Source organism: Serratia sp. LTN-2, from assembly GCF_059740205.1.
The window spans coordinates 117,204-143,785 of record NZ_JCAXDO010000012.1 but is presented as its reverse complement, the minus strand read 5'-3'; the positions used below and the strand labels follow the sequence as shown (position 1 = coordinate 143,785).

Sequence of the window (26,582 nt, the reverse complement as noted above, 5' to 3'; positions counted from 1 at the left end):
CATTTACAGCGTATTGCCAAGTTTGAAACCTTTTTCCGTATCGCCCTCGCGGGTATAGGAAAAACCGTCTGCGCCGATGGTGACGGCCATTTCGCTGGGCGCGCTGCGTTCGATGACCGGCTGCGGCTGCCCATCGAGATCCAGCACCAGCGATCCTTCGGTGTACCAGCTCGGCACCACCGGATTGCCCCACCAGTCGCGGCGCTGGTTGTCATGCACGTCCCAGGTCACGGTCGGGTTGTCCGGATCGCCGGTGTAGTAATCCTGCGTGTAGATTTCAACGCGGTGGCCATCGGGATCGCGCAGGTAGAGATAGAACGCGTTGGAGACGCCGTGACGGCCAGGGCCGCGTTCGATCAAATCGGATTTGCGCAGCGCGCCGAGTTTGTCGCAGATGGCCAAAATGTTGTGTTTTTCATGGGTGGCGAAGGCGATGTGGTGCATGCGCGGCCCGGCGCCGCCGGTCATCGCGGTATCGTGCACCGTCGCCTTACGGCGCATCCAGGCGGCGTAAACCACGCCGTCTTCATCGCGGATGTCTTCCGTTACGCGGAAGCCCAGCCCCTGGATATATTCCACGGCGCGCGGCACGTCTGGGGTGATTTGGTTAAAGTGATCGAGGCGCACCAGCGCGCCCGGCGTATACAGATCGTAACGCCAGGCCAGACGCTCGACGTGCTGCACGTCGTAGAAAAATTCGTACGGGAAACCGAGCGGATCTTCTACCCGCACCGCATCGCCGATGCCTTTGGCGAACCCGTTCACCCGCCGCTCGGTGCGGCAGCCAAGCGCCTTGAAATACGCTTCGGCGCGATCGACGTCTTCCGGCGTGCGCACGCGGAAAGCAAACGCCGCCACGGCGGCCACCGGGCCTTCGCGCAGCACCAGGTTATGGTGAATGAACTCCTCCATCGAACGCAGGTAGAGGGTTTTGTCATCTTCGGCGGTCACGACCAGGCCGAGGATATCGACGTAAAATTCGCGTGCGGCTTTAAGGTTCGTGACCTGAATTTCCATGTAGGCACAGCGCACGACGTCGGGAGCAGGGACAGCATTAGTGGTCAGTTTTGTCGTCATTGTTCTCATCTCTCTCGTTATTATTGTGGTCTGAGGCTCAGACGCCCCATTTCGGGATCGGGTGGTCGCCCATGGAAATGCACACGTTCTTCATTTCGGCGAACACTTCGAAGCTGTATTCGCCGCCTTCGCGGCCGGTGCCGGAGGCTTTCACGCCGCCGAACGGTTGGCGCAGATCGCGCACGTTTTGGGTGTTGACGAAAACCATGCCGGCTTCGATGCCGCGGGCCAGGCGCAGAACCTTGCTCACATCCTGCGTCCAGATGTACGACGCCAGGCCGTACTCCACGTCGTTGGCCATGCGCAGGCCGTCTTCTTCCGACTTGAACGGCAGCAGGCAGGCCACCGGCCCGAAGATCTCCTCCTGCGCCACGCGCATCCGGTTATCGACATCCGCCAGCACCGTCGGGCGCAGGAAGTTGCCGTGGCTCAAACCAGCCGGTTTGTCCGGGCCGCCGGCCAGCAGGGTCGCCCCTTCTTCCACCCCGAGGCGGATATAGCCGGAGACTTTTTCCCAGTGCTGCGGGCTGATCAGCGCCCCCACCTGGGTGTTGGGATCTTGCGGATCGCCCACGCGCAGACGGTTGGCGCGCTCGGCGAAGCGTTTGACGAATTCCGGGTAGATGCTCTCCTGAATGAAGATGCGCGAACCGGCGGTGCAGCGTTCGCCGTTGATCGAGAAGATGGTGAACAGCGCGGCGTCGAGCGCCCGCTCGATGTCGGCGTCTTCAAAGATCAGCACCGGCGACTTGCCGCCGAGCTCCATGGAGAATTTCTTCAGCCCGGCGCTTTCGATAATGCGGCGGCCGGTGGCGGTGCCGCCGGTGAACGAAACCGCGCGCACGTCTTTATGGCGCACCAGCGCGTCGCCGGCGGTGGCGCCGTAACCCTGCACCACGTTCAGCACCCCGGCGGGAATACCGGCCTCCAGCGCCAGCTCGCCCAGGCGATCGGCGCTCAGCGGCGACAGTTCGGACATTTTCAACACCGCAGTGTTACCCAACGCCAGGCAAGGTGCGGTTTTCCAGGTGGCGGTCATGAACGGCACGTTCCACGGCGACACCAGCGCGCAGACCCCCACTGGCTGCACCAGCGTGTAGTTGAGCATCTTGTCGTCCACCGGGTAGGTCTTGCCGTTCATCTGCTGGCACACCTCGGCGAAGAACTCGAAGTTGTGCGAGGCGCGCGGGATCAGCACGTTTTTGGTCTGATGGATCGGCAGGCCGGTGTCGGCGGTTTCCATTTCGGCGATCTGCGGCACGTTCTGATCGATCAGCTCACCCAGACGGCGCATCAGGCGCGCGCGCTCTTTCATCGGCGTGTTGGCCCATTTTGGGAAAGCCTCTTTCGCGGCCGCCACCGCCTGGTCGATCTCCAGCTGGCCGCCGGAGGCCACTTCCGCCAGCACTTCGCCGTTCGCCGGGTTGGTGGTGGTGAAATACTCTTTGCTGGCGACGTTCTTGCCGTTGATCCAGTGGTTGATGGTTTTCATCGCAGGCTCTCCTCGTAATCTTTTTCACTGATAATGTGGTTAACCAGACGGCCGATGCCCTCGATCTCCACCACCACTTCGTCGCCCGGCCGCACGTCGGCCAGCCCTTTCGGCGTGCCGGTGGCGATCATGTCACCCGGCTGCAGCGTCATGAATTCGCTCAGGTAGGCGATCAGGAACGGAATGTCGAAAATCATGTCGGCGGTACTGCCGCGCTGGCGCAGCTCGCCGTTGACGTAGGTGCTGAGCGCCAGCCGGTGCGGATCGGCGACGTCGTCGCGATCGACGATGTACGGCCCGATCGGCGTCAGGGTATCGCGGCTCTTCACCCGCAGATTCGGCCGGTAGTAGTTTTCCAGGTAGTCGCGGATGGCGTAGTCGTTGCACAGGGTGTAGCCCGCCACATACTCCATGGCGCGCTCGCGGCTGACGTTACGCGCGGTCTTGCCGATCACCGCCACCAGCTCGGCTTCGTAATGCATGTACTCCACGTCGGCAGGACGCACCGATACCTGACAATGGCCGGTCAGGGTGTTCGGCGCCTTGAGGAACACCAGCGGCTCTTCCGGCGCCTTGAATTCCAGTTCGCTGGCGTGGTCGGCATAGTTCAGCCCCAGGGCAAACACCGTGCCCTGCGCCGGCGGCAGCCATTCCACTTCGCGCTCCTGCAGTACCTCGCCGTTCGGCAGCGTGACGCGCAGCTGGTCGTCCACCTGAACGTTGACGATCTGGCCATGATGGCGAATACGGGCATGTTTCATGATGTGGCTCCTGCCTGGGTGACGCGGTTGCTCAGAGTGGGCAGGCCGGCGGCGCGCACCGTCACCTCATCCCCCGGTTTGATCTCCACCCGCTGGTGCGGGGTGCCGATCAGCACCGCATCGCCCGGCTGCAGGGTGATGAAATCGCTGATGGCGGCGATCAGCTCCGGCACCGAGCGCACCAGATCGGCGGTGGACCAGCGATCCTGCTCCACGCCGTTGATCTCGGTGACGATCTCCAGCCGATCGGCATTCTCCAGCTGGCCTATCTCTCCCAGCGGGCAGAAACCGTCGCGGCATTTGGCCTTGATCGCCGGGCGATAGAAACTGCTCTCCGGCAGGCTGACGTCGTTGGCCAACGCGTAACCGGCCAGATAACGGCTCACCTGCGCCGCCGACACCTTGCGCGCGGTGTCGCCGATGATCACCGCCAGCGTGCCGCCGCTCTGCACGGTTTCACCGGCCGGAAACGGGATCGCCCCGCCGTTGGCGAGGTGAGTGTTGCGCGGTTTGATAAACCACACCGGGGTTTTGGGTGGGGTCTGATACGGCGGCTGGTGAAACGCCTGATCCCAGGCGTCCAGTTGGCTGCGGTGGTTCAGCGCAACGGAAAATACGGTGCCTTTCATGCGAACTCCTCCAATGGCAAAACATGACAACCGGCATTCATTAATATATTAATGATTACTTTTATACGCTGTGCAGCTTTTACGCAACGCGCTTGGAGTGATTTGTGATCGTGATAACAAAATATTCACAAACCAAGAACATTAGCGTGATTACTCAACGCATTAACCCTTTTTCACACCATTTTTCGCTGCGCCTTGCATTTTTGCTTTATCCCTACGGGTAACTTTGGCTACTATTAAGTTATTAACAAAATCGGGCTTTGTGGGGCAGGCGCCCCCATAACGAGCGCCGTAATAACGAACACCTTGATAGCTAAGGCCAAACTTATGCATGAATCGTTAACCATCGCCCTGCTGCAGGCGCGTGAAACCGCCATGGGGTTCTTCCGCCCGATCCTGAAAAGCCACAATCTCACCGAGCAGCAGTGGCGCATCATCCGCGTGCTGGCCAACAGCCGTTCGATCGAATTCCACGAGCTGGCGGCGGAAACCTGTATCCTGCGCCCCAGCCTGACCGGCATTCTGTCGCGCATGGAGCGCGACAAGCTGATCTTCCGCCTGAAACCCGTCAACGATCAGCGCAAGCTGTACGTGTCGCTGACCCAACAGGGTCAGGATCTGTATGAAGTGGCGCGCCACCAGGTGGAACAGGGCTACGCCGAGATTGAAGCCGCCTTTTCGCGGCAGAAAATGGACCAGTTGATGACGTTGCTGGACGAGCTGATCACCCTGGGCGACAGCCTGCCCGCCAACGTCACCGCGCATCCCGCCAAGCAGTGATTGGGCCGGCCGAGATGCTTCACTGATGCTCGGCTTTGCGGCTATCCTTTCCCCAAGAAAAAGCCCGAACTCGTCGGGCTTGAATTGAAAAACTGTCTCTACATTTTGAACGGCGGGACGGTCGCAGGCTTACCGTAGAGTTGCCTCTGTACGGTAGTCAGCAACTCGCCTAACGTAGCCTCAAGATATTGCATAAACTGCGGCTGATTGATGGTGCGCTCATAAACGTCAACGGGCAGGAATCGCCTCATTTCAGCATTAAATTCCCGGCTTGTAACAACGGCATGTAAAGTATCGATTCGAGCCTGCAGCAACGCTTCAAACTTGCGATCCAGGCCGTAATCGGCCAATTTTCTCGCCACCAGTTCCGCATCAATATCCGCATTCTGCTGCCTTAACCAGGCCAGATCCCAGATGTCGTGATAGCGAATGCGGCGCGTAGTTGCCGGCAGAGAAACGAGTTTGGCAGCCATAATTTCACTCAGTGTCTCAACCTGGATAATCAAATCAGAATAACCGTCCGGCAACTGAGAATAATTCCTTATCAGCATCCGCGGATCGCTCGTATAGGCTGGAATATTTACGATCTCGATTTTGATGCGTTGCTTCGGCAATTCTTTACGCTCCGGGAACGTCGTCACCGATATTTGCCATTTATCCACGGTAACATCAACGTAGTCAGGCTCACGCCTCAGTTCCGCAGGCTCTTTCACCGTCACCTCCAGGCCATACCGACTGCCAACGTAGCGCTCAATGCACGTTTTGATTTCCTTCATGTTTGCAGAGCAAAAAAGACGGCCTCCCGCAAAGTCCAAGTCCTCGCTGAAACGGCTAGAGCCGTAGCACAGGCGCAGCGACGTGCCCCCCTGAAATATCAGAGACTTTAAGAATCCCGCATTCGAGAGTGCATACAAAATGTCATAATGCAGCAGTTCCTTTTCCACCACGGGCCTGACGGACGCCAGATTATCTGACCTGACGATGTCATCGACCAGTTGATTAAAATCGACGGAGTCAGACATCAGCGAGCTCTCCCTGTTGAATGAGATGCGTATTTCTCCCTACTCGAAACAGATCTTTTATCGCCGTTTCTTTCGTCGCGATGCGCAACGGGCCTCGGCCTTCGAGGCTTCCCCGAAGAATATCGATAGGTTTCTTGCTGGTATGGGTGATTTCGATAACGCCCCAAGGAGTGACAAACTCTCCCGAACGGCCGGTAGACATGATAGTAAGTCTATCGATAGGAATTTGTGAGATGACGCCGTACTGAGATAACGCAGATTCCAGGCTGATGTAATTGTATTCTCCTCGCCGAAGATTGATCGCGATGCTCTCCAGAGGGTACCCCCCCAGAGAAGCCCGAGCATTCGCATAAACCCCCTTCGCCACCCGTTTAAGGATACCGGCGGCCACTAAGCGATCGACTGATTTTTGCAATGTTTTCGGTGACTCGGCAGGGAAAAGGGTGGCGAGATCCTGAGTAAGAAAAATGTGCTTTCCCAACCTGCTGAATTTATCCAGCATATTAATGGCTGTCATTTTATCCACGTCATCATTCCTACGAATACTCCCCCTTATTTGGGGGGATTATGTATAGATGGATACGATAACAGCGATATCTCTACAAATAAACCCCTTTAGAGGGGGTTATTTGTAGATCATTGGAAGTGCTTCTGAATCAAACTTGAGCATTCGTTTCCGGCAACAGCGCGCCGCCGTCCACCACCAGCGTCTGGCCGGTGATATAGGCCGCCGCCGGCGAGGCGAGAAACACCATCGCCGCGGCGATGTCTTCCGGTTCACCCAGCCGCCCGAGCGGCACCGCAGCGGCGATCGCCTGATTCACCTGCGCGTCGCCCAGGTTGGCCATCGCCGGCGTGCGGATCATCCCCGGCTCCACGCCGTTGACGCGAATTTTCTCCGCCGCCAGCTCCAGCGCCGCCGCGCGAATAAACCCGTTCACCCCGGCCTTGGAAGCGGCGTAGTGCGCCAGCCCCGGGTAGGCCACCCGCGGGCCGGTCACCGACGAGGTCACCAGCAGACTGCCGCCGCCGGAGCGGCGCATCCACGGCAGCGCCGCCTGCGCCAGAAAGAACGGCGCCATCAGATTGACGCTCAGCGTGCGTTGCAGCAGGGCCGCGTCGATGGCGGCGAACGGCGTCAGCGGAAAGTAAGCGGCGTTGTGAATCACCACATCCAGCCGTTGATGCCGCTCGCCCACCGCCGCCACCCCCTCGGCAATCTGCCCCGGCTCGGCCAGATCGCAGGCCAGCGCCTGCACGCTCAACCCTTCGTCCCGCAGCGTTTGCGCCGCCGCCTGTGCCTGCGGCAGCTGCACGTCCGCGATCGTCACCTCGGCGCCCAACCGGGCGAAGGCGCTGACGATCGCCAGCCCAATGCCCTGAGCGCCGCCGGTCACCAGCACCGCCTGCCCCACGAAGGCGTCGGCCGCATAGGTTGCGTTCATCGGCCTATCCTCGCGGGTGGCGCGTGGTGTTCAGCACCTGCGCGTGGGCGCCGACCGCAAAGTTGCTCAGCGCGCTGAAATCGCTGCCCTGATAGCCGAGGATCTTGCCGTCGGTGCGCATGCCTTGCAGATCGATCATCACCACGCCCAGCGTCGGAATGATCTTCTCGCGCCAGACGAACAGATAAAGCTGCTCCGCCACCTTCACGTAGTGACAGCGATCGACGTCCGCCAGCCCTTTCTCCACCCCGTCCAGACACTGCCAGGCGTAGAAGTTGTCGTTCAGGTAGATATGCTCGTAGCGTTCGGTCGGGCTGTAGGTGTACATATTGCGCATGCCGATCAGCTCATCGGTAAAACCCGGCGGCGCCACGTCGGCGTCATCCAGCGTGCCGAAGCGGAATTCGGCCTCGACCGCGGTCAGCGGCAGCCCCTGTTCCACCCGGCTGAAGGCGTCGAGCCGCGCCTGCGCTTCGTCCGGCAGTTGGCCGTACACCGCGGTGAAGTTGCCCTGATTGCGGTCGCACACCAGCGTAATGCTGGCGTTGGCGCGGGCGGGGTCGAGAAAATCGATGAACAGCACGCCGGGGCGAATGCTGGTGGCGCGATAGGCGACGCCGCGCCGCTCTCCCCACTCCAGCGTCTGCTCGTCGGTGAACCGGCAGCGCTGGGTCGCACCGTCGCGAAAGCGCAGCGTCAGCGTGGTGCCCGCCAGGCCGTGCTGGCGTTCCAGCGTATTGCTGTGCGGCGCAAAGCCTTCCGCCAGCGCGCCAACCTGAATGAATACCGCTTCTGAACTCATGGAAATGCTCCTTACAGGGAAGTGAAAGCCAATGTCGGCACATCGACGATGGTGGAGCCGCCGTCGGCCACCAGCGCCGCGCCGGTAATGATTGAAGCCTCGCTGGAACAGAGGAAACGGCAGACGCGGGCGATCTCCTCGGCGCTGGCCGGCCGGCGCAGCGGCACATCGCGGCAGACCATCTGGTAAGCCTGCTCCAGCGAAATCTGATGGGCGTCCATCAGCAGCTGCATCTCTTCGTCCGCCATCGGCGTGGTCACCCAGCCGGGGCACACCGCGTTGGCGCGCACGCCCAGCGGGCCATAGTCGCGGGCGATGGAGCGCATCAGTCCGATCAGTGCGTGCTTGGCGGTGACGTAACCGCAGACCTCCGGCCCGGCGGCCAGCGAGGCGATCGAGGCGACAAACAGCAGGTTGCCGCCGCTCTTGATCAGCTCCGGCAAGCAGGCGCGCGCGCTGGCGAAAGCGCTGTTGAGGTTGCTGTCCATCGCCCCTTGCCACTGCTCGTCGGTCATCTCGGTAATGCGCTTGAAGCCCATGCCACCGGCGCTGCCGATCAGGCAGTCGATGCGCCCGGCGTCGCGCAGAATGGCCGGCAGCAACGTGTGGGCCCAGCTCTCGCCGCTGGCGGCGTCGCCCACCAGCGCCTGCGCGCCGATCTCATGCGCCAGCGCCGCCAGCGGTTCCGGGCGGCGGCCGATGATGAACACCCGATCGCCCTGCGCCGCCAGCAGACGGGCGCAGGCGGCGCCGACGCCGGTGCCGCCGCCGGTAATCACAACCACTCTATTCATGATTCAGCTTCTCCATCAGTTGGCCGATCATCAGCAGGCTGCTCAACAGCAGCCGCCGCTGTTCGGCGTCCAGCCGCAGATAGCGGCGGCCGGCCGGCAAACGGCTGACCACCTCCGATGCGGCGAAATGCTCGATATCCACCTGCCAGCGCCCGTCTTTGACCGTCAGCCGCACGCGGCGAAAATCCAGCTGCGCCAGCGTCTCGCCGATCTGCGGGTAGCGCAGCAGGCCATCCAGCACCCGCTGCGCGGCCGCATGGCGCTGGCGCAGCAGATAGCGCACGCCGCGCCGCCGCAGCCAACCGCCGGTCACCACGTCCAGCGTCAGCGGGGGCTGCGCCGCGCACGCGCCCTGCAACCGAAAGCGATGGCTGACGATATGCGCCATAAACAGCCCCTGCACCTGTTCGCTGACCTCGATCTGCGGCCCCTGCGGCAGCGTCAGCCGCAGCAGGCCCGGCGCCAGACGTTCGCACGCGTAGGGTTCCAGGTTGCGGGCCAGGCGATCCAGCGCGGCGCCCGGACGATAGCCCGACGGCGCTCGCCGCCAGGCGCGTTTAAGTGAGGGAAGTAAGCCGATCAAACTGCGCCTCCTCGTTTTCGCCCTTGGCGAAGGCATTTTCCAGCACCTGCTCGACCGGCACCGGCTTGAACGGATTCACTTTCTGCACGCACAGCGTCCAGAACAGCGCATAGGCGGCGGTCAGGCCGATCATCCAGCCGAAGGGAATGTAAACGTCGCTCGGGTTCATCCCCGGCGGCGTGATGTAGACGATGGCCAGCACGATGCCGACGCTGGAGACGATTTGCGGCAGCGGGAACCACGGCGATTTATAAGCGCGCGGCAGATCGGGGCGACGCAGGCGCAGGATGACCACCGAGCAGGTCACCAGCAGGTAGGCCACGCCCCAGGCGCACACCGCCGCCAGCACCAACGGAATGATCTTGTCGAGGTTGCCCTGAATGGCGAAGGCGTGCACGCAGGGGATCAGAACCGCCACCAGAATGCCGACCACCGGCGTTTTAAAGCGCGGGTGCAGATACGCGAACATGCGCGGCAACGCGCCGTCCAGCGCCATGCCGTAAAGGATGCGCGGCACCGCCGCCATCAGCGTATTGATGGTCGCCGCGCCCGCCAGCAGCAGGCCGACGCCCAGCCAGTATTTGCCGAACTGGCCCATCACCTGGCCGGCGAACGCCGGGATGGCCATCGGCGTTTCCAGCAGGCGCGTGCCGCTGGCGGCATCGACCACCACGTTTTCCACCTGGTGGCTGAGCGCCGCGCCATACAGCGCCATGCACACCGCCACGCCGCACAGCCCGAGCGCCATGGCGCGCGGGATAACCCGATCGCAGCGTTTGATCTCCGGCGCCATCGGCGTCACCAGCTCACAGCCGACGAACATGAACATCGCCATGCCGATCAGGCTGAATACCGCGAAGGGATCGTTCAGGCTCAGCGTGCTGCCGAACCAACCCTCGAGCGGCACCGCATGCGGCGACAGCAGCCCGACGATGCCGAAGATCACCAGCGTGCTCCACATGGCGAAGGTCAGCACGATCTCCGCCTTGCCGAAGGCCTCGATGCCGAACGCATTGAGCAGGCCGAACACGACAACCAACCCGACGCCGACCATCCAGGAGGCGTTGTGACTTTCCATCAGGGTGTTGAGGTGCTCGAAGTTCACCAGCGCCATGATGCCGGAGAGAATGGTCTCGGCGGTGCCGGCGAAGATATGCACGATCAGGTAGGCCGACAGCGCGCCGGTGATGGCGAAAAAGCGCCCCATGCCGCAGGAGATGTAGTCGTAAACCGAACCGGAGGTCGGCAGCAGCGCCGCCGCTTCGGAGAAGGTGGTGAGCTGCGCCTGCATCATGATGAAGGCGATCAGCATCGCCAGCGCGAAGGTGTCGCCGCCGATGCCGAAGCCGCTGGTGACCGTCAGGATCACCGGGCTGGCCATGATCACCCCGACCGAACTGGCCAGGGTGGTGGGAAAGCCGACCTTGCCTCGAGCCAGGTGGGCGTGCAACCGCGACGACAGGTTCATGGTTATTTCCTCTTATAGTTTTGGCCTGATGCATGCAGGTGCTTGCAGGTTTTTCACCGCCAGTGGCGGTCATCTCACTATAGAGAGGAAAGGAAAATGCTGACTATCGTCCTTAAGGACGAGACGCTTTCAACCTGCGGCCGCGCTCACGGCGGCGCGCCACTGCATCGCCCCCTGCGGGCTGCGCGGGTAGGCGAGCAGCGGCGCCAGCAACGCGGAGAAGAAGGCGTAATAGCCGGCGCACAACCGGTTGTAGCGATCTTCGCCCACATGCGCCGGGCAGCCGCCCTGGCAGACGCTTTTCACGCTGCAGCGTTGGCACTCGCGGCGCAGGCTTTTGTTCTTGCCGAACGGCATCTCCGCCGCCTTTGCCGCCAGGGTGGCGAGCGGCGTCTGCCGATCGGCATGGCCGAGCAGGTGCTGCGCATTGATCAGGTGATCGCAGGCGTAGAGGCGACCGTCCGGCTCCATCACCAGATTGCCGCCGCAGCGTTCGGCGTGCACGCAGCTGGGGCTGACGTGAGTGAAATACTGCGCGTAGACCTGTTCGATGTTCATCACAAACACCTGGCCGACGTGCCTGCGGCTGCGCCAGCGGCGGTACACCGCCAGCATGAAACGCCCCCAGTTGGCGGCGCTCAGCCCGTAACCCGCGGCGGGCGCGTCCCCTTCCAGCATCAGCGGCTGAAACTGCAGATAGCGCGCGCCGATCGCCACCGCATGATCGTAGATCGCCTCGGCGCGGTCCGCGACGCCGTCGTGCACCACCATCAGCAGGTTGAAATCGATCTGATGGCGCTGCAGCAGCGCGATGCCGCGCAGCGCGGCGTCATAGCTGGCGCCGCCGCGCTTGTCCGGCCGATGGGCGTCCTGCACCTCGCGATCGCCGTCCAGGCTGACGCCGATGATGAATTGATGCTGCCGGAACAGCCGGCACCAGGCATCGTTCAGCAGGGTGCCATTGGTCTGCAGGCTGTTGCTGATCCGCACGCCCGGCGGCGCAAAGCGGCGCTGCAACGCCAGCGCCCGCTTGTAAAAACCGATCCCCGCCAACAGCGGCTCTCCGCCCTGCCAGACGAAGTTGATCTCGCGGCTGTAGCGCGGCTGGGCGGCGATGTAGCCGCGGATAAACTCCGCCAGCAGGTCGTCGTCCATCTTGCGCGTCCGCGCTTGCTGGCGCTGCGGGTAGTAGCAGTAGCGGCAGCCCAGGTTGCAGCCGGCACCGATCGGTTTCACCAGCAGGTGAAAAGGCGCCGCCGCGCGCGGTTCGCTCTCTATCGGGATCTGCTGCGCGCGCAGCTGGACCAGGTTCATGGCGCCGCCTGCGGCAACGGTTTGTGGGTCTGCGGATCCAGGCCGATGTAGTCGCCGGTATTGGCGTCGACGCCGAGATAGTCGATCGCTGCACCTTTGGCTTCAATAACCATGCTCTGCTGCGCAAAGCGGCGATACGCCTCGCTCAGCCGTTTGACCCGCTCCGGGTCGGCGGCGGCCAGATCGCGCGTCTCCAGCGGATCGTCATGCAGGTTGAACAGCCCCCACGGCGCCATCTGCGCCGTCGGCCCGGCCTTCACCAACCGCCTCAGCTTCCAGACGCCATCCACGTAGGCGGCCTGGTTATGCAGCTCCACGCCGTAGGTCGCGCGCGGCACGCCGTCGGCCTCGCCGCTGAAATAGCGTTTGAAGCTGACGCCGACCATCGGCAGCGTCGGCTTGGCCTTCAGCGGTTTATTGGCGTCGATGCCGGCATAGTCGTACAGCGTCGGCGCGATGTCATACACCGCCATCGGCGTGCGATCGATACCGCCGCGGCCCTTCAACCCTGGCGCGGAAATGATGAAATCGGTGTTGATGCCGCCCTGCGCGCTGGTGGTCTTGTGGTAGTTGGCGTACGGCGCATTGCTGACGTTGGCCCAGTGCGGCCCGTAAGAGATGAACGATCCCTTGCGGCCGAGGTTGGCGTAGCTGTTGTCGAACTGCCGCCAATACTCCGGCTTCGAGCCGTAGTAAAAGCCGCTGGCCGGGTTGGCGCCGTTGTCGGTGGCGAACACGATCACCGTATTTTGGTCGCGGCCGGTCTGCTTCAGGGTGTTCAACACCGCGCCGACCTGATCGTCCATATAAGCGATCATCGCCGCGTACACCTGCATGGTCTTGGCTTCATATCTTTGCTGTTCCGGCGTCAGCGCGTTCCAGGCCTTATCCAGCGCCAGCGTCGGCATCGGCGTGCGATCGGAAATCAATCCCAACGCTTTCAGGCGCTGAATGCGCTGCTGATAGGCCAGCTGATAGCCGGCGTCGTATTTGCCGTCAAATTTGGCGATCCAGTCATCCGGCGCCTGCAGCGGATCGTGCGGCGCGGTAAAGGCCAGATAGGCGAAGATCGGCTTGCTCTGCGGTGTCTCGCGGATCCACCGTTCCAGCTGGTCGGCATAGGCCTTGCTGGAATAGAAATCTTTGGGCAGCGACACGCGCTTGCCATTCAGGGTGTAGAAGGTATGGAACGCCTCCACGGTGCCCAGCGGTTTCGCGTCGTCGAAATGGCTGGTGCCGCCGCCCATAAAGGCGAAGGCGCGCTCAAAGCCGCGATCGGTCGGTTTGGCGCCGTCGACATAGCCCAGGTGCCATTTGCCCGCCATCATGGTGGCGTAGCCCGCGTCGCGAAAACGCTCCGGCAGCGTGGTCACGCGGTCGGTCAGGCGCATTTCATACCCCGGCTGCGCGGCGGTGCTCTCATACCACCACATGCCGCCCATGCCGGCCTGCTGATTGGTGTTGCCGGTCATCAGCATCGAACGCGCCGGCGCCGACATCGGCGAGGTGTAGTACTGGCTCATGCGCACGCCCCGTTCGGCCAGCGCCTGCAGGTTGGGCGTCGGTATCTCGCCGCCGAACGGGCTGATATCGGAGTAGCCCATGTCGTCCACCAGAATGATCAGCACATTGGGGCGATCGGCGTCCGCCCCCTGCGCCAGGCCCGATAAGGCGCCGCTCAACGCCACCGCCAACGTTTTTTTCTGCATCGTCCGTCCCCTGTATGGTCATGCGGACTGAACAACCCGACGCCTCAGCCCGAGAAAGGTCATCATTTTTTCGTCTTATACGTTTGCCGCCGCCTGGCGCTATCTTCAATTCGCAGTGTAGAAAGCGGCGGAAAAGCCTGGCTATCGTTCTTAAGAACGAGGGACGGCGACGACAGCGGCGGCTGTAGCACGCGCAGGGCGGCGCGGGCTTCCCCCGGGCAGACATTGAAAAGCGCTGTAAATTCAGCGGGAAAAGCGGTGAATTATTTCATTAACCTATTAATGAAAATCGCGATAAATCCGAACGAAAAAGCCCTGATTAACGCAGTGTCATCTTGTTATTTATGTGTTTTATTGCAATCGTCCTCACGTTGTTAACATGTTTTTATTGTGTTGCTAAATTGCTACAACTATGCTTGTATCGTTCATATATTGACCGCCAACATTCTCCGGATTGAACGATAAAGGGAGGAACACGAATCATGCACAGCACCGCATCCGATGCCTTTATCAACAGCTGTTTGGCGACCATTACGCACCTGATCCCGGTCTCCGCCGGGGTGTTTTATCTGGTCGATAGCAACCTGCGGCCGGATCACTACATCCTGCACGGCATGCCCGATAAAACGCATCAGCAGTACCTGAACCACTTCCAGCAAATTGACCCGCTGCAGCCGGCCAATTTCCATCGCCAGGACATCACCATGGTCGGCATGAGCCCGGCGGCGATCGCCGGCAACCGCCGCTATTACCACGACTTTATGCTGCCGAACGACATGCGCGACATGACGGAGATTTTCATCCGCCAGCGTAAGCGCATCGTCGCCGGGGTGTCATTGATCCGCGATACGCCGTTCACCGAAGTGGAGCGCGGCCGCCTGCGCGCGGTGCTGCCGCTGATCGAGCTGGCGACGCGCGATCTGCTGCCCGACAGCGAGGCGCAGATGCTGACCGCCAAAGAGCAAGAGATCGTCAATATGGTGCGCGAAGGCGCCAGCAATAAGCGCATCGCCCTGAAACTGGGCATTTCGCTGTCTACGGTGAAAACCCATATGCGCAATATTTTCGCCAAAACCGACGTGGTGAATCGCACCGAACTGGTCGCCAGCGGCTTTCTCGCCCACGGTTAACGCCCGATAACGGCCGCCGTCGCCGGCGTCCGGAAAATAACGTCAGAACGTATTCGCCATCTATGGCGCGGCCTCCCCCTGCCCGCAATCGGGCCTGGCGGGATATTTCATCGTCACTCAACGCTTGGGGAATAAGCTTTATGTCCAGTGATTCGGTTTCCGCGCCCGCCGTCGGCGCGGCGCTCCCCTGCCCGCCGCGGCTGTTGACCGCCATTATCGTCTTCGCCGCCATCGCGCCGGGCATTCTGATGACCGCCCCCGCCGTGGCCGCCCAGCTCGCCGCACAGTGGCAGCTCGGCCCGGCGCAGATTGGCCACCTGTTTTCCACCGAACTCGGCGCCATGAGCCTGGCCACGCTGCCGGCGTGGTGGTGGATCGGGCGCATCAACTGGCGACGGGTCGCTACGCTGTCGGCGCTGGTGTTTATCGCCGGCAACCTGGCTTCGGCGCTGGTGCAGGACTTCACCCTGCTGCTGCCGCTGCGCTTTATCGCCTCGCTGGCGGGCGGCACCCTGATGATCCTGTGCATCACCTGCGCCGCCGGCACCGCCAATCCCAGCCGGGTGTATGCCTTCTGGGTGCTCGGCCAGCTGGTGCTGGGCGCGGTCGGGCTGCTGGTGCTGCCGCCGCTGTTCGCGCACTTCGGCCTGATGGCGGTCTACCTGATTTTGGCGGCCATCATGCTGTGCTGCCTGCCACTCATCCCGGCGTTTCCCAGCGGCTTCACCGCCGCCCGCGCCGCCCGCAGCGGCCCCGCTGCTTCGCTGGCGCGTAAGCTGTGCGCCGTACTGGCGGTGCTGACCTTTTACATCAGCCTGAGCGCTGTCTGGACCTTCATCGGCGGCATCGCCGCCGGCGCCGGGCTGTCGCCGGCCCACAGCGGCCAGGTGCTGGCCGTCGCCACCTTGCTCGGCATCGTCGGCGCGGGGGCCGCGGCGATGATCGGCGCGCGCTTCGGCGGCGGACGCCTGATCGTGCTCGGTTACGCCCTGCTACTGGCCAGCGTGGCGCTGCTGACAGGCCAGCCCCTGCTGTTGCGCTTCGCCCTGGCGGCCCTGCTGTTCAAATTCACCTGGACCTTCGTGCTGCCATTCATTCTCGCGCGGGTCGCCGGGTTGGATAACGACGGCAAGCTGATGAACGGCATCAACCTGGTGATCGGCGGTGGCATGGCCATCGGCCCGACGCTGGCCGGCTATCTGATCGAATCTTCCGGCGGTTTCAACGCCTTGCTGTTCGGCGCGCTGGGCTGCGCGCTGCTGTCGCTGCTGTTGATTTCGCTGGCTTCACCGCGCACACCGCGCCGTATAACAGGAGGAGAAAGGTGAAAAGAACAACCGGTTTCTTGTTTGATGAACGCTGTTTCTGGCACAGCACCGGCCTGCACGCCACCACCCTGCCGGTCGGCGGCTGGGTGCAACCGCCTTCGGGCGCCGGCCACGCCGAATCGCCGGAAACCAAACGGCGCATGAAGAACCTGATGGACGTGTCCGGCCTGTCGCGCCAACTCACCCTGCTGAGCGCCGAACCGGCGACGGAAGAAGACCTGCTGCGCATCCACCCCGCCCACTATCTGCAGCGTTTCAAACAGGTGAGCGACAGCGGCGGCGGGCTGCTGGGGGAAGAGGCGCCGCTGGGGCCGGGCAGCTATGAAATCGCCAAACTCTCCGCCGGGCTGGCCTGCGCGGCGGTGGAAGCGGTGCTGCAGGGCGAGCTGGATAACGCCTATGCGCTGTCGCGCCCGCCGGGCCACCACTGCCTGCCGGATCAATCGATGGGCTTCTGCTTCCTGGCCAATATTCCCATCGCCATCGAGCGCGCCAAGGCCCGCTACGGCCTCGGCAAGGTGGCGGTGCTCGACTGGGACGTGCACCACGGCAACGGCACCCAGCACATCTATTGGCAGCGCGGCGACGTGCTGACGCTGTCGCTGCATCAGGACGGCTGCTTCCCGGCGGGCTATTCCGGCGAACGGGATCGCGGTGAAGGCGCCGGGGCGGGCTGCAACGTCAACGTGCCGATGCTGGCCGGCGCCGGCGACGACGGCTACCTGCACGCCATGCGGCGCATCGTCATCCCGGCGCTGGAAAAATTCGAGCCGGAGCTGATCATCGTCGCCTGCGGCTACGACGCCAACGCGCTCGATCCGCTGGCGCGCATGCAGCTGCACAGCGACAGCTTCCGCGCCATGACCGCGCTGGTGCAAGACGCCGCCGACCGGCTGTGCGGCGGCAAACTGGTGATGGTGCATGAAGGCGGCTACGCCGAATCCTACGTGCCGTTCTGCGGGCTGGCGGTGATGGAGCAGCTGAGCGGCGTGCGCACTGAAGTGCAGGATCCGCTGTTGGCGTTCATCCAGCAACAGCAGCCGCGCGACGCCTTCAATCGCTTCCAGCGCGAAGCGCTCGACGAACTGGCGCACCAGTTCGGTCTGTAATGTCCTCTCTGCGGGCGCCGCATCCGGCGCCCCTGACAACCTCGCCGCCAGCCGCTACGCTGAAGGGCAACCCTACCACCATGAGAACAATAACATGCCCGAACAAACCGTCAGCTTTATCAAAGGCCGCCACGGCGACATCGCCTTGCATGACTGGGGAAACGACAAGCCGCGCTATCTGGCGCTGCTGGTGCACGGCTACGGCGAACATCTCGGCCGCTATCAATACGTGGCGCGCACGCTGCAGGCGCAGGGGGCGCGGGTATTCGGCCCCGATCATCTGGGCCACGGCCTGTCACAGGGCGAGCGCGTGCTGATCGAGGATTATGACGCCGTCGTCGACGACGTTCAGCGCGTGGTCGAGCATCTTCGCCAACAGTATCCGACGCTGCCGCTGGTGGTGATCGGCCACTCGATGGGCGGCATGATCGCCACCCGCTACGCGCAGCGCCACGCCGAGGAGGTGAGCGCGCTGGTGCTGTCCGGCCCGCTGCTCGGCGACAGAACGGCGATCTCCGATCTGGCCGAGTTGCCGACGATCCCCGACGCGCCGCTGAATACCGCCACCCTGGCACGCGATCCGGCGGTTGGCGCGGCGTATCAGGAAGATCCGCTGGTGTGGCACGGGCCGTTCAAACGCCCCACCCTGCGCGCCATGCAACGGATCCTCGCCGCCATCAACGCCGGGCCGGGGTTCGGCCCGCTGCCTACGCTGTGGATCCACGGCGACGACGATCGGCTGGTGCTGATGAGCGAAACGCAAACCGCGCTCGATCGCCTGCGGGGCGACGATTTCGAACGGATGATCAATGCGGGCGGGCGACACGAGAGCTTTAACGAAACCAATAAGGATCAGATCCTCAAGCGGGTAAGCGACTTTATTGCGCGGGCGTTAGGTTAAGGCGCTCCCCCTCAGCGGGCTGAGGGGGGCATGGCGGCATCAGCCCTCGACGATGGCGAGGTAGTGTTTGACGAAGCGATCCGAGGTGATGTCCCAGCGCACTGGGGTGCCCTTCTCGACGAACCAGGAGTCGCCGGCCTGATACTGCACCGATTCGCCGGTGCGTTCGTTGGTCAGGGTGGCGCTGCCTTCCCACACCGTGGCGTGCTCGGCGAACGGATATTCCATCACGAAGCTGCCGCGGGTGCAGCTGAACACGCCACAGTTCAGATTGTCGGTCGGTTCGCCGAAGATGCTGGCCACGCCGACGGTCGGCGTGCCGGCGATCACCGTGGCGCCGAGGTTGCTGACGCTGCCGATCTCCAGCAGTTCCGGCAGCGATTGTTTAAGCAGTAACGGTTTCATGTCATTCTCCTCTGAGGATTAACGGCGGCCTTTCCAATAGCCGGATGTCTGGTGCCAAACCTTACCGGCGGTGGTCATCACTCGCCGCAGCTTGTCCTTGCCGAAGATGTTGACGTGCGGGATCGAGCTCATCAGATCGTAACGATCGGATCCTTCACTCATGCCCTCCGCCAGCACCTTGCACACGATGTGGCTCGGCGTCACGCCGAAGCCGGAGTAGCCCTGCACGTAAAACACGTTGTCGCGATCCGGCAGCGTGCCGATCTGCGGGAACAGGTTGGCGCTGCAGCACAGCGGGCCGCCCCAGGCCAGATCGATCTTCACGTCTTTCAGGTACGGAAACACCTTCAGCATCAGGTTGCGGTTCCAGGCCTTGAGATCCGACGGGAAATATTCGATCAGGCGAGTGGCGCTGCCGAACAGCAGCCGGTTTTCGTTGGTTACCCGGTAATAGTCGATCACCGGGCGAATGTCGCTGTAGGCGCCGCGGATCGGGCTGATCTGACGGATCAGATCGTCAGACAGCGGCTCGGTGGCCAGCTGGAAGGCGTAGGTGTTGATAGTCTTGCGGTAGATCTGCGGTTCCATGCCATTGAGGAAGCCGTTGCAGGCCCACAGCATCTTGTTGGCGCGCACCGAGCCCATGGCGGTGCGCACCGTGATGCGCGGCCCGTATTCCACGTTGAGCACGCTGCTGTTTTCGAAGATTTTCACCCCGTAGCCGCTCAGCGCCTTGGCCTCGCCCAGCAACAGGTTGAGCGAATGCACGTGGCCACCGCCCATGTGTTTCAGCGCGCAGGTATAGGCGTCGGAGCCCACCACCTGCTTCACCTCCGCGCCGGTGTAGAGCTCGATCTCTTCGTCCGGCGCCACCGCCCTGAACTCCTTCAGCCATCCGCGCAGGGTCTTCTCCTGGCGCGCGTTGCTGCCGAGATAGCCGTAGCCGAAGCAGAAGTCGGCGTCGATGTCATATTTCTTGATGCGCTCGCGGATAATGCCGGCGCCGAGGTTGCTGATCTTGAAGATGGTTTCCAGCCCAGACGGGCCGACGTGGCGTTTGATCTTCTCCAGATCGTGGCCGATGCCGGCCATCACCTGGCCGCCGTTGCGTCCGGTGCCGCCGTAGCCCAGATAGCGGCCTTCGAGGATGGCGATGTTGGTGATGCCCTTCTCTGCCAGCTCCAGTGCGGTGTTGATACCGGAGAAGCCGCCGCCGATGATCACCACGTCGACGTCCAGATCCTCTTCCAGCGTCGGGAAGCGCAGATCGTATTTTTTGGTCGCCGCGTAGTAGGTTAAGGACTCGATTTCGTTGTTCACTGCCGCACTCCCGATTGCCTATGCCATGACATCGGATTATCGGGAGGCGGCAGCCGTGCCGCTATGTCCCCTTAGGGACATTCGTCCCCTTCATCTTTCAAACTACCGCGTTGTTGGCTGCTGACGTTCACCCCAGTCACTTACCTAAGTAAGCTCCTGGGGACTCTCGTCCTGGCCGCCTAGCTGTAGCTTGAAAGCTATAGGGGATAGATCGATACATTCACGCGCTGCGCCGCTGCGGGGCGGTCAGCAGCAGGCTGAACAGTTCGGCCTGCGAGCCGATGTTCAGCTTGCCGTAGATGTTCTTGCGGTGATTTTTTACCGTGCCGAGGCTGATGAACAGCCGGTCGGCGATCTGCTGCGAACCGCAGCCGGCGAGGATCAGATCGACGATCTCGCGCTCGCGCGGCGTCAGCAGATAGCGCGCCTGCGCGCCGTCGTCGTTCACCGTCGCGGCCTCGGCCGGCGCCGCCACCACCTCACCGTGCAGCCGCGCCACGCTTTTCACCAGCGTCAGCGCGCTGCGCAGATCCGCCCGCTGCGGGTAACGCACCGCCACCGTGCGCCGCGCCGAGCCAAAGAACACGCCCAGCCCGCGCTCCGGCGTCAATTGCAGCAGCACCCCGGCCTCGTCGTGCCAGCCGGTCTTGCGATAAAAGTTACGGTAATAGTCGCTGTGATAAAACCCGCAGGGTGCCAGCTGACGCAGCGTCAGCACCTCACCTTCGCCGCCGTCGTTCAGCGCGCGGTAAAACGGATCCTGCAGGTAGGCGCCCTGCTGGTAGATCTGGTTGACCGCGTCGCTGTTTTCCCGCTCGGTTTTGATCAGGCAGCGCGGCGGCCGGCCGCGTTCGAAGGCATAGACGATGGCGTTGTCGAAGGCGAAAAACCCTTCCAGCCAGTTCAGCAGGCTGGGATAAAAACGCGGGCTGGCCACCGCATCGATCACCGCAGACAAGCGTTCAACCTGAATATCCATACCCGCCTCGCCATTATTAATACATTAACAATCTACCGATTTCGGATGGGGTTGGCCGCATGACGGCCGGTACTGTTAAAAAAAGCATCCGGCGCGCCGAAATGCAAGAGCGAGATCGTTTACATGTTAAACAACTCACAGGTTGCCACGGCGGGGAAAGCGGTGGCCGCTCCGCGCCCGCTGGCTTATGCTGTGGCATCGCGCCCCGCAACGCCGTCAAGGAGACCTCATGTCCGTCAGCCACATCATCGCCAACCGCCAGACCTGGTTCGGCCACGGCAGCATCCAACAGCTGCCGCCGCTGCTGCTGGCCGATCCGCAGCCGACGCTGCTGTTCAGCTGCCGCTCTTTTCTCAACGGCCCGGTGTACGCCGGCCTGCGCGAGTCGCTGACGCCGCTGTTCATCGGCACTGAGATCGTCAGCCACGAGGCGTCGCCGCAGGAAATAGACGCCTGGGTGGCGCGCTGGCGCGGCCAGGTGCGGCGCGTGGTGGCCATCGGCGGCGGCAGCGTGCTGGACGCCGCCAAGGCGTTCTCCGCGCTGGTGGAGCACCCGCTGCCGACGCTGCGCTATATGGAAAAGGTGGGCGACAGTAAAATCAGCGGCACCACCCTGCCGCTGATCGCCATTCCCACCACCGCCGGCACCGGCAGCGAGGTGACGCAGAACGCGGTGATCACCGACACCCAGGTCAGCAAAGTGAAGGCCTCGCTGCGCCATAACAACTTCGTGCCGCATACCGCCATTCTCGATCCGCAGTTGCTGGCGGGCGCCCCGGACAAGGTGCTGGCCTACTGCGCCATCGACGCCTTCACCCACCTGTTCGAGGCCTATCTGTCGAAAACCGCCGGCGCCATGACGCGCGACATGTCGCTGAGCGGCATCCGCCACTTCCTTGCGGCCTGGCCGGCGCTCAACCGCAGCGACGCGGCGCGCGAAGCGATTATGCAAGCTTCGTACCTCGGGGGGCTGACGCTGAGCGCCGCCGGGCTGGGGGTCATTCACGGCATCGCCGGCGAGATCGGCGCACTGCGCGACTACCATCACGGCCAGGTCTGCGGCCGCCTGCTGCTGCCGTTCCTCGCCCTGCTGGAAAGCAGCGAACAGCCGCAGCAGCGCGCGCTGATGGCCGAGCTGGCCGCGCGCTTGTATCCGCACTGGCAGGGCAGCCCGGAGAGCTACCTGACCGATTTCATCACCCGTCACGCCATCGCGCCGTTCTGGCAGGACGATTTGCCGATTTCCGGCCAGGAATTGGCGGTGGCGCTGGAGAAATCCAACAGCAAGAATTCCTGGATCGACTATGCGCCGGCGCAGCGGCAACGGATGATCGAAGAGGCGTTTCGCGTCGAATGATTATATAATCAGATCAAAGCACTAGCAGGAGTTAAGGAAATGGGCATCATCGGCTGGATCTTCGCCGGCATCGCGGTCGGCATCCTGGTCGGCGCGCTGATCAGAATCTTCGGCAAGAAGAAAGAGCAGTAAGCGTCACGCTGTTCCGTGGGCCGCCAGCAGGCACTCATGGAACAGCTTCACCACCCGCTGCGGTACCGGCGAGCGGCGCAGCACGCTGGAGTATTCGCAGTGATAGCGGAACAGCGCCGGTTTGATCGCCCGCATCAGGTTCTGCGCCACAAAAAACGCCGCGTAGTGATCGGGCAAAAAGCCGACGTATTTGCCGGACAGAATTAACGTCGCTATCGATTCCTGCGCAAATCCCGTCGCCTTGCGATGCAAATGTTGCTGCAGGCTCAGTTCCATATTCGGCGAATGATAACCTAATCCGGCGAAGGCATAATTGTGCAGCAGATCCCAATTTAATGTTTCATGGCGGGCGGAAAATAATTCATGCTGCGCGCCGCAATATAAGAACATCCTCTCACTGAATAACGAATGATAAGATAAACTTTCTGCGCTGCGGTGCATGGGAATAACCCCAACCTGAAATTGCCCGTCAATAACGCCGCGTTCAATGGTATTAATCGGCTCCACATACATTTGCAAAGAAACCTCCGGCGCGCGCTCGCTGAATAACGCGATGGCCCGGCCGATCTGCGCCTGCGGATTACTGACCGTATGGTCGAATATCGCTACGTGCAGCTGCCCGCCCATGCGCTGATGCACCTCGTCCACCCCGCGCCGGAAGGCCTCGGTGGCCGCCAGCAGGTTGACCGTTTCCTGGTAGATCAACAGCCCCTCGTCGGTGACCGCAAAGCCCTCGCGCCCGCGCTGGCACAGCGTCAGGCCCAGCCGCTGCTCCAGATCCTTGATGTGCTTGCTGATGGTCGACAGGCTGATGTTCAGCTCCAGTTCGGCGGCGCTCATGCCGCCGCAGTCGACCACGGCCTTGAATACCCGCAGCAAACGCAGATCCATATCCGACAATTGCCCTAACAACGCACGCTTTTTTACTTGCATAAAACCTTAAGTAAGTTTCGACATATGATTATTCACAGTAGAGAACAAGCGGTACATAGTCAATTTCGCACAACAATTCGTTAACAACTCGTTTTATTTAATTAATCGCACTTATTTTCCTGTCCGGAGGAAAACATGGCCGCTGAAAATTACCCGCTGAATCGTCTCGATGCCGAAGGATTAGAGGCCCATTGGATGCCTTTTACCGGCAACCGCAATTTTAAAGCGCAGCCGCGCATCATTACTCAGGCCGCAGGGGCGTATTACACCAGCCACGACGGCAGAAAGATTTTCGATGGCCTGTCTGGATTGTGGTGCTGCGGATTGGGGCACGGCCGGCAGGAAATCACCGCCGCCGCCCAGCGCCAACTGGCGACGCTGGATTACTCGCCGGCGTTTCAGTTCGGCCATCCGCTGTCGTTCGAACTGGCCAACAAGATCAAGGCACTGACGCCGGCAGGGCTGGATTACGTGTTCTTCACCGGCTCCGGCTCGGAAGCGGCGGACACCTCGCTGAAAATGGCACGCGCTTACTGGCGCGCCAAAGGCAAGGCAGGCAAAACCTGCTTTATCGGCCGGGAAAAGGGCTACCACGGCGTTAACTTCGGCGGCATCTCGGTCGGCGGCATCGCCGGCAACCGCAAGGCGTTCGGCGCCGGCGCCGAGGCGGATCACCTGCCGCACACCCTGCTGGCCGGCAACGCCTTTTCGCGCGGCATGCCGCAACAGGGGGCGGAGCTGGCGGATGAGCTCAGCCGCATCATCGCGCTGCGCGACGCCTCGACGATCGCCGCGGTGATCGTCGAACCGTTCTCCGGTTCCGCCGGGGTGATCGTGCCGCCGGTCGGCTACCTGCAGCGCCTGCGCGAGATCTGTACCCAACATGACATTCTGCTGATCTTCGACGAAGTGATCACCGCCTTCGGCCGCTGCGGCGCGATGACCGGCGCCGAGGCGTTCGGCGTCACGCCGGACATCATGAACATCGCCAAACAGGTGACCAACGGCGCGCAGCCGATGGGCGCGGTGGTGGTGCGGCCAGAGATCTACCGCACCTTCATGGACAGCGGCGAACCGGACTACCAGCTCGAATTCCCGCACGGCTACACCTACTCCGCCCATCCGGTCAGCTGCGCGGTCGCGCTGGCGACGCTGGACATCCTGCAGCGCGAACAGATGGTGGAGCGCGTGCAAGCGCTGGCGCCCTATTTCGAGCGCGCGGTGCATAGCCTGCAGGGGGCCAAACACGTCGCCGACATTCGCAATATCGGCCTGGCGGCCGGCATCACGCTGGCGGCGCGGCCCGGCGAACCGGCGCGGCGCCCCTTCGAGGCGGCGATGCGCTGCTGGGAAAGTGGATTTTACGTGCGCTACGGCGGCGACACTCTGCAGTTGGCGCCGCCGTTCATCAGCAGCGAAGCGCAGATCGACGCGTTGATCAACGCCGTGGGCGACGCCCTCAACGCCACCGAATAAGGAGAGAACCATGACCATTACCCATTGGATCAACGGCGAGCCCGCCGCCGGCGGCGAACGCAGCCAGCCGGTTTACGACCCGGCCACCGGCCAATCGGCGCAGGAGGTGCAGCTGGCCGACCGCGCCACGGTGGAGCGCGCCATCGCCGCCGCCGAACAGGCCTATCCCGCCTGGCGCGACACCCCGCCGCTGAAACGCGCACGCATCATGATGAAGCTCAAGGATCTGCTGGAGCAGCACGCCGACGCCGTCTGCCAGTTGATCACCGCCGAGCACGGCAAGGTGCTCAGCGACGCCCTGGGCGAACTGCAGCGCGGCATCGAGAATATCGAATACGCCAGCTATGTGCCGGAGCTGCTGAAGGGTGAACACAGCAAAGAGGCGGGGCCGGGCATCGACAGCTGGAGCGAGTTTCAACCGTTGGGGGTGGTGGCGGGCATCACGCCGTTCAACTTCCCGGCGATGGTGCCGCTGTGGATGTGGCCGATGGCGGTGGCGTGCGGCAACACCTTCGTGCTGAAGCCGTCCGAGCGCGTGCCCTCCGCCGCGCTGTATATCGCGCGGCTGGCAGCGGAGGCCGGGCTGCCGCCGGGGGTGCTCAACGTGGTCAACGGCGATCGCGAAGCGGTGGAGACGCTGCTGCATGACGGGCGCGTCAAAGCGATCAGCTTCGTCGGTTCGACGCCGGTGGCGGAACACATTTATCACACCGGCTGCGCGCAGAACAAACGGGTACAGGCGCTGGGCGGTGCCAAGAACCACGCGGTGGTGCTGCCGGACGCCGATATCCCCGGCGCGGTCGGCGCGCTGATGGGCGCCGCCTTCGGCTCGTGCGGCCAGCGCTGCATGGCCATTCCGCTGGTAGTGGCGGTGGGTGAAGGCACCGCCGAGGCGCTGGTCGCCGGGCTGCGACAACAGATGGCCGCCATGCGCGTCGGCCCCGGCAGCGATAATCGCAACGACATGGGGCCGCTGGTGACCCGGCAGCATTATCAGAAGGTGAAAGGCTATATCGATCAGGGCGTGGCCGAAGGTGCCGAGCTGCTGGTGGATGGCCGCGAGCTGAGCGTGACGGACGCCGACGGCCGCCCCAGCCAGGGGTACTTCCTCGGCCCAACGCTGTTCGACCGCGTGACGCCCGGCATGCGCATCTATCAGGAGGAGATCTTCGGCCCGGTGCTCGGCGTGGTGCGCGCGGCTTCGCTGCAGGAGGCGATGGCCTTGATCGACGCCCACGAATACGGCAACGGCACCTGCCTGTTCACCCGCGACGGCGAAGCGGCGCGCTACTTCTCCAGCCGCATTCAGGTCGGCATGGTGGGGATCAACGTGGCGCTGCCGGTGCCGGTGGCCTACCACTCGTTCGGCGGCTGGAAGCGCTCGCTGTTCGGCGATCTGCACGCCTACGGCCCGGACGCGGTCAGATTCTACACCAAACGCAAGACCGTGACCCAGCGCTGGCCGGCTTCCGGCGACGCCCGGCGCGCCAGCTTCAGCTTCCCGTCGGGGCAGGGGTAACACATAAGAACAATAAACTTCCGGGGAGCAACGCTCCCCGGCATTTCGCGCGCTCCATTTGATTCCTGCGTACAGCCTGTGCAGCAAAACAATAACTCACTCACACGTTAATGGAGT

Annotated in this window: 26 protein-coding genes; 8 read left to right on the top strand and 18 right to left on the bottom strand. The window is 62.7% G+C overall.

What is annotated here, in order from left to right; translation table 11 throughout:
- Positions 1 to 3 precede the first annotated feature (3 nt).
- The 5 genes from hpaD to AC6BYQ_RS20625 form a co-directional block, all read right to left on the bottom strand.
- Positions 4 to 1,077 (bottom strand): 3,4-dihydroxyphenylacetate 2,3-dioxygenase, encoded by a 1,074-nt coding sequence (hpaD, locus tag AC6BYQ_RS20645; protein ID WP_004933173.1) that lies wholly within the window; start codon positions 1,075 to 1,077, stop codon positions 4 to 6.
- A 37-nt stretch (positions 1,078 to 1,114) separates the two neighbouring features.
- Positions 1,115 to 2,569, bottom strand: a complete 1,455-nt coding sequence (hpaE, locus tag AC6BYQ_RS20640) for a 5-carboxymethyl-2-hydroxymuconate semialdehyde dehydrogenase (RefSeq protein ID WP_033631722.1) — start codon at positions 2,567 to 2,569, stop codon at positions 1,115 to 1,117.
- Positions 2,566 to 3,330, bottom strand: coding sequence for a fumarylacetoacetate hydrolase family protein (locus tag AC6BYQ_RS20635; protein ID WP_498057472.1), 765 nt, complete (start codon positions 3,328 to 3,330; stop codon positions 2,566 to 2,568). Before AC6BYQ_RS20635 ends, hpaE begins: the two co-directional genes overlap by 4 nt.
- Positions 3,327 to 3,959 carry a fumarylacetoacetate hydrolase family protein gene (locus AC6BYQ_RS20630; RefSeq protein ID WP_498057471.1) on the bottom strand — a complete coding sequence of 211 codons (633 nt, stop codon included), beginning with the start codon at positions 3,957 to 3,959 and terminating at the stop codon, positions 3,327 to 3,329. Before AC6BYQ_RS20630 ends, AC6BYQ_RS20635 begins: the two co-directional genes overlap by 4 nt.
- Before the next feature lie 162 nt (positions 3,960 to 4,121).
- Complete coding sequence (locus tag AC6BYQ_RS20625) at positions 4,122 to 4,292, bottom strand: hypothetical protein (RefSeq protein ID WP_498057470.1); 171 nt, start codon at positions 4,290 to 4,292, stop codon at positions 4,122 to 4,124.
- On the opposite strand from AC6BYQ_RS20625, the gene hpaR reads away from it, so the two are divergent.
- Complete coding sequence (hpaR, locus tag AC6BYQ_RS20620) at positions 4,287 to 4,739, top strand: homoprotocatechuate degradation operon regulator HpaR (protein WP_004933183.1); 453 nt, start codon at positions 4,287 to 4,289, stop codon at positions 4,737 to 4,739. The genes AC6BYQ_RS20625 and hpaR overlap by 6 nt on opposite strands.
- A gap of 98 nt (positions 4,740 to 4,837) precedes the next feature.
- Here hpaR and AC6BYQ_RS20615 read toward each other — a convergent pair whose 3' ends face one another.
- The 9 genes from AC6BYQ_RS20615 to AC6BYQ_RS20575 form a co-directional block, all read right to left on the bottom strand.
- Positions 4,838 to 5,761 (bottom strand): nucleotidyl transferase AbiEii/AbiGii toxin family protein, encoded by a 924-nt coding sequence (locus AC6BYQ_RS20615; protein ID WP_498057469.1) that lies wholly within the window; start codon positions 5,759 to 5,761, stop codon positions 4,838 to 4,840.
- Positions 5,754 to 6,287: a type IV toxin-antitoxin system AbiEi family antitoxin gene (gene abiEi / locus AC6BYQ_RS20610; RefSeq protein ID WP_498057468.1), complete on the bottom strand. Its 534-nt coding sequence runs from the start codon at positions 6,285 to 6,287 to the stop codon at positions 5,754 to 5,756. The genes AC6BYQ_RS20615 and abiEi overlap by 8 nt, the downstream gene beginning before the upstream one ends.
- Before the next feature lie 130 nt (positions 6,288 to 6,417).
- Complete coding sequence (locus AC6BYQ_RS20605; RefSeq protein WP_498057467.1) at positions 6,418 to 7,206, bottom strand: SDR family oxidoreductase; 789 nt, start codon at positions 7,204 to 7,206, stop codon at positions 6,418 to 6,420.
- A 4-nt stretch (positions 7,207 to 7,210) separates the two neighbouring features.
- Positions 7,211 to 8,008 (bottom strand): molybdenum cofactor biosynthesis F family protein, encoded by a 798-nt coding sequence (locus tag AC6BYQ_RS20600; protein WP_049300740.1) that lies wholly within the window; start codon positions 8,006 to 8,008, stop codon positions 7,211 to 7,213.
- A gap of 11 nt (positions 8,009 to 8,019) precedes the next feature.
- Entirely contained in the window at positions 8,020 to 8,802 is a 783-nt protein-coding gene (locus AC6BYQ_RS20595; RefSeq protein WP_031300425.1) for an SDR family NAD(P)-dependent oxidoreductase, read from the bottom strand.
- The gene (locus AC6BYQ_RS20590; protein ID WP_498057466.1) at positions 8,795 to 9,385 is read right to left on the bottom strand and encodes a DUF3156 family protein; all 591 of its coding nucleotides are present in this window, start codon (positions 9,383 to 9,385) and stop codon (positions 8,795 to 8,797) included. Before AC6BYQ_RS20590 ends, AC6BYQ_RS20595 begins: the two co-directional genes overlap by 8 nt.
- Positions 9,360 to 10,853 (bottom strand): APC family permease, encoded by a 1,494-nt coding sequence (locus AC6BYQ_RS20585; RefSeq protein ID WP_019454948.1) that lies wholly within the window; start codon positions 10,851 to 10,853, stop codon positions 9,360 to 9,362. Before AC6BYQ_RS20585 ends, AC6BYQ_RS20590 begins: the two co-directional genes overlap by 26 nt.
- 129 nt (positions 10,854 to 10,982) lie before the next feature.
- On the bottom strand, positions 10,983 to 12,167 hold the full coding sequence (locus tag AC6BYQ_RS20580; protein ID WP_498057465.1) for an anaerobic sulfatase maturase: 1,185 nt from the start codon (positions 12,165 to 12,167) through the stop codon (positions 10,983 to 10,985).
- Positions 12,164 to 13,876, bottom strand: a complete 1,713-nt coding sequence (locus tag AC6BYQ_RS20575; RefSeq protein WP_154747142.1) for an arylsulfatase — start codon at positions 13,874 to 13,876, stop codon at positions 12,164 to 12,166. Before AC6BYQ_RS20575 ends, AC6BYQ_RS20580 begins: the two co-directional genes overlap by 4 nt.
- Before the next feature lie 482 nt (positions 13,877 to 14,358).
- Between AC6BYQ_RS20575 and AC6BYQ_RS20570 the strand changes: the two genes are divergently transcribed.
- The 4 genes from AC6BYQ_RS20570 to AC6BYQ_RS20555 all read left to right on the top strand — a co-directional run bounded on the left by AC6BYQ_RS20570 (position 14,359) and on the right by AC6BYQ_RS20555 (position 18,344).
- Positions 14,359 to 15,006 (top strand): helix-turn-helix transcriptional regulator, encoded by a 648-nt coding sequence (locus AC6BYQ_RS20570; RefSeq protein WP_440528574.1) that lies wholly within the window; start codon positions 14,359 to 14,361, stop codon positions 15,004 to 15,006.
- 140 nt (positions 15,007 to 15,146) lie between these two features.
- Positions 15,147 to 16,334 carry an MFS transporter gene (locus AC6BYQ_RS20565; RefSeq protein WP_197667693.1) on the top strand — a complete coding sequence of 396 codons (1,188 nt, stop codon included), beginning with the start codon at positions 15,147 to 15,149 and terminating at the stop codon, positions 16,332 to 16,334.
- Complete coding sequence (locus AC6BYQ_RS20560; RefSeq protein WP_370520204.1) at positions 16,331 to 17,443, top strand: class II histone deacetylase; 1,113 nt, start codon at positions 16,331 to 16,333, stop codon at positions 17,441 to 17,443. Before AC6BYQ_RS20565 ends, AC6BYQ_RS20560 begins: the two co-directional genes overlap by 4 nt.
- A 94-nt stretch (positions 17,444 to 17,537) precedes the next feature.
- Positions 17,538 to 18,344, top strand: a complete 807-nt coding sequence (locus tag AC6BYQ_RS20555; protein WP_498057464.1) for an alpha/beta hydrolase — start codon at positions 17,538 to 17,540, stop codon at positions 18,342 to 18,344.
- Positions 18,345 to 18,383: 39 nt separating this feature from the next.
- Here the strand turns inward: AC6BYQ_RS20555 and AC6BYQ_RS20550 are convergent, their stop codons facing one another.
- The 3 genes from AC6BYQ_RS20550 to AC6BYQ_RS20540 form a co-directional block, all read right to left on the bottom strand.
- Positions 18,384 to 18,749: a cupin domain-containing protein gene (locus AC6BYQ_RS20550; RefSeq protein ID WP_060430949.1), complete on the bottom strand. Its 366-nt coding sequence runs from the start codon at positions 18,747 to 18,749 to the stop codon at positions 18,384 to 18,386.
- Positions 18,750 to 18,767: 18 nt separating this feature from the next.
- Positions 18,768 to 20,069: an NAD(P)/FAD-dependent oxidoreductase gene (locus AC6BYQ_RS20545; protein WP_019454940.1), complete on the bottom strand. Its 1,302-nt coding sequence runs from the start codon at positions 20,067 to 20,069 to the stop codon at positions 18,768 to 18,770.
- Between the two features lie 220 nt (positions 20,070 to 20,289).
- Positions 20,290 to 21,048 (bottom strand): helix-turn-helix transcriptional regulator, encoded by a 759-nt coding sequence (locus tag AC6BYQ_RS20540; protein ID WP_148874633.1) that lies wholly within the window; start codon positions 21,046 to 21,048, stop codon positions 20,290 to 20,292.
- Between the two features lie 229 nt (positions 21,049 to 21,277).
- Here AC6BYQ_RS20540 and AC6BYQ_RS20535 point away from each other — a divergent pair, with 229 nt between their 5' ends.
- Complete coding sequence (locus tag AC6BYQ_RS20535; RefSeq protein WP_498057463.1) at positions 21,278 to 22,405, top strand: iron-containing alcohol dehydrogenase; 1,128 nt, start codon at positions 21,278 to 21,280, stop codon at positions 22,403 to 22,405.
- A gap of 135 nt (positions 22,406 to 22,540) precedes the next feature.
- On the opposite strand, the gene AC6BYQ_RS20530 is transcribed toward AC6BYQ_RS20535, so the two are convergent.
- Positions 22,541 to 23,470, bottom strand: coding sequence for a LysR family transcriptional regulator (locus AC6BYQ_RS20530; RefSeq protein WP_025159607.1), 930 nt, complete (start codon positions 23,468 to 23,470; stop codon positions 22,541 to 22,543).
- A gap of 135 nt (positions 23,471 to 23,605) precedes the next feature.
- Between AC6BYQ_RS20530 and aptA the strand changes: the two genes are divergently transcribed.
- Positions 23,606 to 24,946 carry an omega-aminotransferase AptA gene (gene aptA, locus AC6BYQ_RS20525; RefSeq protein WP_019454936.1) on the top strand — a complete coding sequence of 447 codons (1,341 nt, stop codon included), beginning with the start codon at positions 23,606 to 23,608 and terminating at the stop codon, positions 24,944 to 24,946.
- 10 nt (positions 24,947 to 24,956) lie between these two features.
- Positions 24,957 to 26,465 carry a CoA-acylating methylmalonate-semialdehyde dehydrogenase gene (locus AC6BYQ_RS20520; protein WP_019454935.1) on the top strand — a complete coding sequence of 503 codons (1,509 nt, stop codon included), beginning with the start codon at positions 24,957 to 24,959 and terminating at the stop codon, positions 26,463 to 26,465.
- Positions 26,466 to 26,582: the final 117 nt, after the last annotated feature.

What these genes read in the sequence shown, in the direction of transcription:
- hpaD (WP_004933173.1), bottom strand. Translation starts at nt 1,077, where the DNA reads ATGACGACAAAACTGACCACTAATGCTGTCCCTGCTCCCGACGTCGTG.
- hpaE (WP_033631722.1), bottom strand. Translation starts at nt 2,569, where the DNA reads ATGAAAACCATCAACCACTGGATCAACGGCAAGAACGTCGCCAGCAAA.
- AC6BYQ_RS20635 (WP_498057472.1), bottom strand. Translation starts at nt 3,330, where the DNA reads ATGAAACATGCCCGTATTCGCCATCATGGCCAGATCGTCAACGTTCAG.
- AC6BYQ_RS20630 (WP_498057471.1), bottom strand. Translation starts at nt 3,959, where the DNA reads ATGAAAGGCACCGTATTTTCCGTTGCGCTGAACCACCGCAGCCAACTG.
- hpaR (WP_004933183.1), top strand. Translation starts at nt 4,287, where the DNA reads ATGCATGAATCGTTAACCATCGCCCTGCTGCAGGCGCGTGAAACCGCC.
- AC6BYQ_RS20625 (WP_498057470.1), bottom strand. Translation starts at nt 4,292, where the DNA reads ATGCATAAGTTTGGCCTTAGCTATCAAGGTGTTCGTTATTACGGCGCT.
- AC6BYQ_RS20615 (WP_498057469.1), bottom strand. Translation starts at nt 5,761, where the DNA reads ATGTCTGACTCCGTCGATTTTAATCAACTGGTCGATGACATCGTCAGG.
- AC6BYQ_RS20605 (WP_498057467.1), bottom strand. Translation starts at nt 7,206, where the DNA reads ATGAACGCAACCTATGCGGCCGACGCCTTCGTGGGGCAGGCGGTGCTG.
- AC6BYQ_RS20600 (WP_049300740.1), bottom strand. Translation starts at nt 8,008, where the DNA reads ATGAGTTCAGAAGCGGTATTCATTCAGGTTGGCGCGCTGGCGGAAGGC.
- AC6BYQ_RS20595 (WP_031300425.1), bottom strand. Translation starts at nt 8,802, where the DNA reads ATGAATAGAGTGGTTGTGATTACCGGCGGCGGCACCGGCGTCGGCGCC.
- AC6BYQ_RS20585 (WP_019454948.1), bottom strand. Translation starts at nt 10,853, where the DNA reads ATGAACCTGTCGTCGCGGTTGCACGCCCACCTGGCTCGAGGCAAGGTC.
- AC6BYQ_RS20580 (WP_498057465.1), bottom strand. Translation starts at nt 12,167, where the DNA reads ATGAACCTGGTCCAGCTGCGCGCGCAGCAGATCCCGATAGAGAGCGAA.
- AC6BYQ_RS20575 (WP_154747142.1), bottom strand. Translation starts at nt 13,876, where the DNA reads ATGCAGAAAAAAACGTTGGCGGTGGCGTTGAGCGGCGCCTTATCGGGC.
- AC6BYQ_RS20570 (WP_440528574.1), top strand. Translation starts at nt 14,359, where the DNA reads ATGCACAGCACCGCATCCGATGCCTTTATCAACAGCTGTTTGGCGACC.
- AC6BYQ_RS20565 (WP_197667693.1), top strand. Translation starts at nt 15,147, where the DNA reads ATGTCCAGTGATTCGGTTTCCGCGCCCGCCGTCGGCGCGGCGCTCCCC.
- AC6BYQ_RS20555 (WP_498057464.1), top strand. Translation starts at nt 17,538, where the DNA reads ATGCCCGAACAAACCGTCAGCTTTATCAAAGGCCGCCACGGCGACATC.
- AC6BYQ_RS20550 (WP_060430949.1), bottom strand. Translation starts at nt 18,749, where the DNA reads ATGAAACCGTTACTGCTTAAACAATCGCTGCCGGAACTGCTGGAGATC.
- AC6BYQ_RS20540 (WP_148874633.1), bottom strand. Translation starts at nt 21,048, where the DNA reads ATGGATATTCAGGTTGAACGCTTGTCTGCGGTGATCGATGCGGTGGCC.
- AC6BYQ_RS20535 (WP_498057463.1), top strand. Translation starts at nt 21,278, where the DNA reads ATGTCCGTCAGCCACATCATCGCCAACCGCCAGACCTGGTTCGGCCAC.
- AC6BYQ_RS20530 (WP_025159607.1), bottom strand. Translation starts at nt 23,470, where the DNA reads ATGCAAGTAAAAAAGCGTGCGTTGTTAGGGCAATTGTCGGATATGGAT.
- aptA (WP_019454936.1), top strand. Translation starts at nt 23,606, where the DNA reads ATGGCCGCTGAAAATTACCCGCTGAATCGTCTCGATGCCGAAGGATTA.
- AC6BYQ_RS20520 (WP_019454935.1), top strand. Translation starts at nt 24,957, where the DNA reads ATGACCATTACCCATTGGATCAACGGCGAGCCCGCCGCCGGCGGCGAA.